The following is a 6,586-nucleotide window of genomic DNA, read 5'->3' as shown; positions in this document are numbered from 1 at the left end:
GCGCTCTGGGCGTCGGCGCTGTCGCTGCTGTGGCCATGGGTCTGTTCTCTACGGGTGCCGCCAACGCGGACACCTTCGTTCCGCTGCCGGACGGTGAGAAGCTGGGTCCCGGTGTCAAAATCACCCGCACCCACGAGAGCGCGCTCGTCTCGCCGTCGATGGCGGCCAACGGTGCGGGCCGGACCGTCTGGGTCTCGGGTAACGCCACCGCGGACGTCTCGGTAACGCCCGAGGGCGAAGCGGGTCCGAACAACGGCCCGACCGGCGAGGACGGCACCAACAACTCGTCCACCCACGGCGCTTCGCAGATCAACACCGGCTACATCGTCGGCTGCCAGGTGAGCATCGCCGACGACGCCATCGGCCTGGGCGGCTCGGTCGGCATCGAGGTCGGCGGCGGCAGCGTCGGCGGCTCGGTCGGCGTGGAACTGGGCCCGGGTGAGGTCAAGTGGGTCCAGATCGAGTTCAAGGACATCGAGAAGCCCGGCGTCTACTCCGTCGAGTACCAGGATGTCGAGATGGAGATCCAGGGTTGCGCCGGTTACGCGCAGGCCCGTGCCTACACCGTGGTCGAGATCATCGGTGACCACTACTCGAAGACCACCCTCTACGGGCAGCCGTTCAGCATCGGCTGATCCGGCACCGGTCGAATTCACCCACCACATCTCTCGCTGTAGCGAATTCAACCCCAGAGGGGCACAAACACATGTTCAACCGTAAGAATCTGGCGCGCCTCGCCGGCGTCGGCGCGGCCGCCTCGATGGCGCTGGGCCTGTTCTCCACCGGCGCTGCCAATGCCGACACCTTCATCCCGCTGCCCGGCGGCGAAATCGTCCGGACCCTGTCCGACGGCACCGTGGTCACCGTCCGCCTGGTCGGCGAGTCCGCCAACATCAGCCCGTCCATGGGTTCCACCCCGGTGCACCGCAATGCGTGGACCTCCGGTAGCGCCCAGGTCGAGATCGCCGGTGGCGAAGACGTCGGCGGCAAGATCTACCCCGGCTATGTCGTGGGCTGCCAGGTCAACATCGACGGCGGCGGCGTCGAAGGTGGCGCCAGCGCCGAAGTGGCCGTCGAAGGTGACACCGCCGAGATCAGCCCCAGCGGTGAAGGCGGCGGCAACCTGACCCTCGGCCCCGGCCAGGCCAAGGCCTTCTACGTCCTCGATATCGAGAAGCCGGACGACTACGGCAACGAGGATCACGCCACCAACAACAAGTTCAAGGGCAACAGCGGCTCGGTCACCTGGTCGGATCAGACCATCGGCCTCAGCGGCTGCGGCGGCTACGCCCAGGCCCGCGCCTTCGTGAAGGTCAAGGTCGAGACCGACAACGTGATGTCCGTGGTGACCCTGTGGGGTCAGCCCTTCAGCCTGGGCTGATCGGCTCCGGGCACTATCCGGCCGGTCCGGTATCGGTGCCGGACCACGCTCGACCGAAGGGACCTGCCGCATGTGCCGCGGCAGGTCCCTTCTGCCGTTCGCCGGTGCTCGCGATGGGGTCGTGTGCCCGTAGGGTGCGCGAACCTCAGTGGAAGATCACGGTGAGAGCGCTGTTGAGGGAGGCGGCCGCCACGGCCGCCGCCCGCGGGGCGTCCATCGCGACCAGGACCACCCGATCGGCGCGGCGGCTCGTCGCGGTATCACTCGCGCCGCCGGATACCAGCACCACGGCCGCGTCGGTGGCGAGAGTCTGCGCGAGTCCGGGGTTCTCGGTACCGGCTGCCACCACGTCGACCCGATCCCCGGCGCGCAGGATATCCGCTATCGCGGTATCGGCCAGCCGGACCGGCACGATCCGGGCATCGGGTACGCCGGTGGCGACTTCTGCCAACCGCGGGCCGACCACCCGCACATCGGTCAGCATTTCACCGTTTCGCAGCGCGGCGGTGAGCACGGCGCCGGTGAGCGCGGAAGGATCGCGGGCGGCGGCTTCGGGAACGGCCTCGGGCGGATAGGACGCGCGCCGCAGATCGGCGGCGCTCAGCAGGTGGCCGGGCGGTAGATCGCGGGCGGCGACGACCACCGGCACCCGCGCTCCACCGGGATCGCCGCGGAGGAACAGCGTCGCGGCCGCGACCGCGCACAGCCCCGCGAGCACCCGGCGCGCGAGCGTCGCATCCAGCCAGGGCGGACGGTTGTCGAAGGCTTCGCGCCAGTTGTCTCCGGAACCCAGCCGGGCCCGGCCGCCGGAGAGACCGGGGCGGGTGCGTATGCGGCTCATGAGCCGAGCGTATGGGCGCGGTGCGCGGGAAAACCCGGCTCCGCTGCCGCCTGTGGACAACTACCGGGTTGTGGATGGATGAGCCGGGCGCGGCGCGCGGCTCATCGCGGGAAATCAGCTGGCTGCGGCCGCCGGAGTGGAGGTGGTGCCGGTGGAGCCGGTGCCGGTAGAGCCGCTGCCGGTGGAAGTGGAGGACGAGCCGGACGACGAGCTCGAGCTGTCGGATTTGGCGGCCGGTTCGCTGGCGGTGCCGGATCCACTACGGCTGTCGGTCCGGTAGAAACCGCTGCCCTTGAACACGATGCCCACCGAGTTGAAGAGCTTGCGCAGCGCCCCGGAGCACTCCGAGCAGACCGTGAGCGCGTCGTCGGTGAAGGACTGGACGATATCGAAGCGGTTATCGCACTGGGTGCACGCGTATGAATAGGTTGGCACAGGGTCCTCCGCAGTATTCGTGAATTAGCACTCTACAGCTCACAGTGCCAACAGCGCCAATCGCCGGATGATTCCCCTGGCGGGCCGGTTGTGCCGAATACCACCCGCGATCTACCGGACCGGCTCCGAGCCGAGCCGCCGGAGACCGCCACCCGGGGTCAGCGACCAGCCCATCCGGATATCGTGCGCTTCCTCGGGCAGCGTTTCCACCACCTCGTCGTCGCGGACGACCACCACCCGCCGCGCATCGGGATCGGCCAGTCCGAGCGTGCGGTCGTAGTAGCCGGCGCCCTGGCCCAGTCGCACGCCCCTGCGGTCCACCGCGAGGGCCGGGATCAGCAGGAGCCCGGCCCGTGCCACCGTATCGGGGACGAGAACGGGTCCGGTGGGTTGCAGCAGGCCGTACCGCGCCGGTCGGAGGGCTTGCACCTCGGTGAACTCCGCCCACCACAGTGGTCCGGGTTCCGCCGCGACCGGCAGCAGCACCCGGCTCCCGGTGCTTCGCAGCGCCTGGATCAGGGCAACCGACCCGGGTTCGCCGCGGACCGGAACATAGGCACAGACCCATTCGGCGGGTTCGAGCCGGGCCGCCGCGTCGGCCAGTGCGGCGGCTTCCGCGGTGCGCACGGTATCGGTTACGGCCGCCCTGCGGGCGCGGATCGTCGCGCGCCAGGCCTGTTTGTCGATCTGATCGGGCATCGGCACGCCGACAACCATAGGCTCTCAGGCGGCGCCGATTTCGTCCGGAAAGTCCGCGGCGGGCCGGTGGACAGCCGTTTGGACGGCGCCGCGGATGGATAGGGTGTGTATATGACAGAAGTGGCCGCAGAGCAGGGCAATGGGGACGTCCGGGCATCGAGTGCGGGATTCCGGACAGCCGTCGTACCCGCGGCCGGGCTCGGGACGAGGTTCCTGCCCGCCACCAAGACCGTTCCCAAGGAACTGCTGCCCGTCGTCGACACCCCGGGTATCGAACTGGTGGCCAGTGAAGCGGCCGAGTCCGGTGCCGAGCGGCTGGTGATCGTGACCTCGCCCGGTAAGGACGGTGTGGTCGCCCACTTCGTGGAAGACCTGATGCTGGAGAGCACCCTCGCCGAGCGCGGGAAGTTCCAGCTGCTCGAAAAGGTACGCAAGGCGCCCGGCCTGCTCGATGTGACCTCGGTGGTGCAAGAGGAGCCGCTCGGGCTGGGGCATGCGGTCGCCCAGGCCGAGGCCGTCCTGGACGCGGACGAGGAGGCGCTGGCGGTCCTGCTCCCCGACGACCTGGTTCTGCCGGTCGGTGTACTGGATGTGATGAACCGGGTCCGCCGCAAACGCGGTGGTTCGGTGCTGTGCGCCATCGACGTACCCAAAGAGCAGGTGAGCGCGTACGGCGTCTTCGATGTCGCACCGGTCCCGGACGCGGTGAATCCGAACGTGCTGCGGGTCAAGGGGATGGTCGAGAAGCCGGATCTGGAGGCGGCGCCGTCTACCTATGCCGCGGCCGGGCGCTACCTGCTCGATCGCGCGATCTTCGACGCGCTGCGCCGGATCGGGCCGGGCGCGGGCGGGGAACTGCAACTGACGGACGCGATTTCGCTGCTCATCGAAGAAGGCCATCCGGTCCATGTGGTGGTCCACCGTGGGTCGCGCCACGACCTGGGCAACCCGGGCGGCTATCTTCGTGCTGCGGTGGATTTCGCGTTGGAGCGCGAGGAGTACGGTCCCGCCCTGCGCGAGTGGCTCCAGCACCGGCTGAGTCCGGACTGGAACCCGCAACTCACCGCGGACGAATGAGATCGCCGCTGCGGCGAGGACATCGGGAAGGGCTGGATGCGCTCTGTTGAGGATCAGCAGATCAAAGTGACGGCCGCGGCCGTCGCGCCGCGGCCGGTGCGGGTCGCGATCTCCGAGGCCCAGGGGCTGCTGTGCGCCGAGGACGTGGTCACCGAACGACCGCTACCCGGGTTCGACCAGGCCGCCATCGACGGCTATGCCGTGCGCAGTGTGGACGTCGCGTCCGCGGGCGCCGATATCCGTGACGAGGATGGCGAACTGGTCGATCTGACACTGCCGGTGGTCGGGGAGGTGCTGGCGGGTTCGCGCCAGCCGATCCGGCTGCAGCCGCGCCAGACGGTGCGGGTGGCCACCGGAGCCCCCCTGCCGACCCTCGCGGACGCGGTACTGCCGCTGGACTTCACCGACGGCGGTCGCGGCCGGCTGAAGGTGTACGAGCCGGTGCGGTCGGGCGACTATGTGCGCCGCGCCGGTGACGATGTCCAGCCCGGCGATGTGGCGGTGCAGGCCGGCACCATCATCGGGCCCGCCCAGGTGGGTCTGCTGGCCGCGGTCGGTCAGGACAAGGTCCTCGTGCATCCGCGGCCGCGGCTGTCGGTGATCTCCATCGGTGAGGAACTGGTCGATATCGATCGCGCGCCGGGCCCGGGCCAGGTGTACGACGTGAACTCCTACGCGCTGGCCGCGGCCGCGCGTGACGCCGGCGCGGATGTCAACCGGGTGGGCATCGTCGATGCCGACCCCCGCCGGCTGCGGGATGTGGTCGAGGGGCAACTGGTACGCGCGGAGGTCGTGGTGATCGCCGGTGCGGTCGGCGGCTGGGCCTCCGATCAGGTGTGTGAGGCCCTGGACGGGCTGGGTGAGCTGGAGATCGCGCGGGTCGCCATGCATCCGGGCTCGGTGCAGGGTTTCGGCCGGCTCGGCCGGGACGAGGTGCCGACCTTCCTGCTGCCCTCCAATCCGGTGGGAGCGCTGGTGGTTTTCGAGGTCATGGTCCGGCCGCTGATCCGGATCGCCCTGGGCCGGCGGCAGCCGATGCGCCGGATCGTGCGGGCCCGCACCATCACCCCCATCCAGTCGATGGCCGGTCGTAAGGGCTATCTGCGCGCCCAGCTGATGCGCGACGAGGCCACGGGGGAGTACCTGGTGCAACCGCTGGGCAACAGCGCCGCCGCGTCCTCGCATCTGCTCGCCGCCATGTCGGAGGCCAACAGCCTGATCGTGGTCGAACCCGACGACACCGAAATTCGCACCGGTGACAAGGTTCGAGTCGCGTTCCTGGCCCAGCGCGGCTAGAAGTGGAGTCCATGAATGTGTTCCGGGCCACCCAGCATCCCGGGTGGCCCGCGCGCCTGGGCCCGGTCCGGGTGCCGGCCGGCGGCGAGGTGACGCTGCGTCCGGTGCGGTTGCGGGATGCCGCCGCGTGGAGCCGGATCCGGCAGCGCGACCAGGATCATCTGGAACCGTGGGAGCCCACCGGGCGTGGCGCGTGGGATGCCCGCAATCACGCCTCGAACTGGCCCCCGCTGTGGTCGAGCCTGAAGGCCGAGGCCCGCCGGGGCGCGATGATCCCGTTGGTGATCGAGGTCGACGGGGCGTTCAGCGGTCAGCTCACGGTCGGCAACATCGTGCGCGGCGCACTGCGTTCGGCGTGGATCGGCTACTGGGTCGCCAGTGATCTCGGCGGCCGGGGTGTGGCGACCGCCGCATTGGCCCTGGGGCTGGACCACTGCTTCGGTCCGGTGGGACTGCACCGGGTGGAGGCGACCGTGCGCCCGGAGAACCTGCCCAGCCAGGCGGTGCTGCGCAATGTGGGCTTCCGCGAAGAAGGGCTGCTGCGAAGGTATCTCGATGTCGACGGCGACTGGCGCGATCATCTGCTGGTCGCGATGACGGTGGAAGAGCTGTCCGGCCGGATCGTCGACCGCTTGGCCGAGGAAGGGCGGTTGACGCTGCGGTGACCGGATTGCCGTGAAACGGCCTGTCCGCCCGGCGATGGTGGGAATGTGACTCATGTGGCGTATGTGCACGGCGCGCCTGCCGTGTTCTACCCCTACTCGGAATTAACCTACGGACGTCGGTGGTGCGTCTTGCGCCACCGGCCGGAAGCTCGTACCACGATCTGCGAGACGTACCCGCGGGGAAGAACTCCG

General features: G+C 69.6%; 8 protein-coding genes. 5 read left to right on the top strand and 3 right to left on the bottom strand.

Features of this window, described 5'->3' with window-relative positions; translation table 11 throughout:
• Both ACWDU1_RS27420 and ACWDU1_RS27415 read left to right on the top strand, forming a co-directional pair.
• A partial coding sequence (locus tag ACWDU1_RS27420; RefSeq protein WP_450002821.1) for an MspA family porin occupies positions 1-635 on the top strand: 635 nt, incomplete at its 5' end.
• 71 nt (positions 636-706) lie between these two features.
• Entirely contained in the window at positions 707-1,381 is a 675-nt protein-coding gene (locus ACWDU1_RS27415) for an MspA family porin (RefSeq protein ID WP_450002820.1), read from the top strand.
• Positions 1,382-1,526: 145 nt separating this feature from the next.
• Here ACWDU1_RS27415 and ACWDU1_RS27410 read toward each other — a convergent pair whose 3' ends face one another.
• The 3 genes from ACWDU1_RS27410 to ACWDU1_RS27400 form a co-directional block, all read right to left on the bottom strand.
• Positions 1,527-2,222 carry an SAF domain-containing protein gene (locus ACWDU1_RS27410; RefSeq protein ID WP_450002819.1) on the bottom strand — a complete coding sequence of 232 codons (696 nt, stop codon included), beginning with the start codon at positions 2,220-2,222 and terminating at the stop codon, positions 1,527-1,529.
• Between the two features lie 114 nt (positions 2,223-2,336).
• Positions 2,337-2,657: an FmdB family zinc ribbon protein gene (locus tag ACWDU1_RS27405; RefSeq protein WP_450002817.1), complete on the bottom strand. Its 321-nt coding sequence runs from the start codon at positions 2,655-2,657 to the stop codon at positions 2,337-2,339.
• Between the two features lie 111 nt (positions 2,658-2,768).
• The gene (locus ACWDU1_RS27400; protein WP_450002822.1) at positions 2,769-3,356 is read right to left on the bottom strand and encodes a 5-formyltetrahydrofolate cyclo-ligase; all 588 of its coding nucleotides are present in this window, start codon (positions 3,354-3,356) and stop codon (positions 2,769-2,771) included.
• A 111-nt stretch (positions 3,357-3,467) separates the two neighbouring features.
• Between ACWDU1_RS27400 and ACWDU1_RS27395 the strand changes: the two genes are divergently transcribed.
• From ACWDU1_RS27395 to ACWDU1_RS27385, 3 genes are read left to right on the top strand one after another with little or no spacing between them, the layout of a single operon-like run.
• A complete protein-coding gene (locus ACWDU1_RS27395; protein WP_450002816.1) occupies positions 3,468-4,433 on the top strand; it encodes a UTP--glucose-1-phosphate uridylyltransferase in 966 nt (321 codons plus the stop codon).
• Positions 4,434-4,469: 36 nt separating this feature from the next.
• Complete coding sequence (gene glp, locus ACWDU1_RS27390) at positions 4,470-5,729, top strand: molybdotransferase-like divisome protein Glp (protein ID WP_450002814.1); 1,260 nt, start codon at positions 4,470-4,472, stop codon at positions 5,727-5,729.
• A gap of 11 nt (positions 5,730-5,740) precedes the next feature.
• Positions 5,741-6,394 (top strand): GNAT family N-acetyltransferase, encoded by a 654-nt coding sequence (locus ACWDU1_RS27385; RefSeq protein ID WP_450002812.1) that lies wholly within the window; start codon positions 5,741-5,743, stop codon positions 6,392-6,394.
• The last annotated feature ends 192 nt before the right edge of the window (positions 6,395-6,586 follow it).

It is taken from the genome of Nocardia sp. NPDC003345 (genome assembly GCF_053589395.1).
This window is presented reverse-complemented; position numbering and strand designations above follow the sequence as displayed.

Bases quoted from the DNA above. Each gene is read 5' to 3' on its own strand.
- ACWDU1_RS27400 (WP_450002822.1), bottom strand. From the start codon at position 3,356: ATGCCCGATCAGATCGACAAACAGGCCTGGCGCGCGACGATCCGCGCC.
- ACWDU1_RS27415 (WP_450002820.1), top strand. From the start codon at position 707: ATGTTCAACCGTAAGAATCTGGCGCGCCTCGCCGGCGTCGGCGCGGCC.
- ACWDU1_RS27395 (WP_450002816.1), top strand. From the start codon at position 3,468: ATGACAGAAGTGGCCGCAGAGCAGGGCAATGGGGACGTCCGGGCATCG.
- glp (WP_450002814.1), top strand. From the start codon at position 4,470: ATGCGCTCTGTTGAGGATCAGCAGATCAAAGTGACGGCCGCGGCCGTC.
- ACWDU1_RS27410 (WP_450002819.1), bottom strand. From the start codon at position 2,222: ATGAGCCGCATACGCACCCGCCCCGGTCTCTCCGGCGGCCGGGCCCGG.
- ACWDU1_RS27385 (WP_450002812.1), top strand. From the start codon at position 5,741: ATGAATGTGTTCCGGGCCACCCAGCATCCCGGGTGGCCCGCGCGCCTG.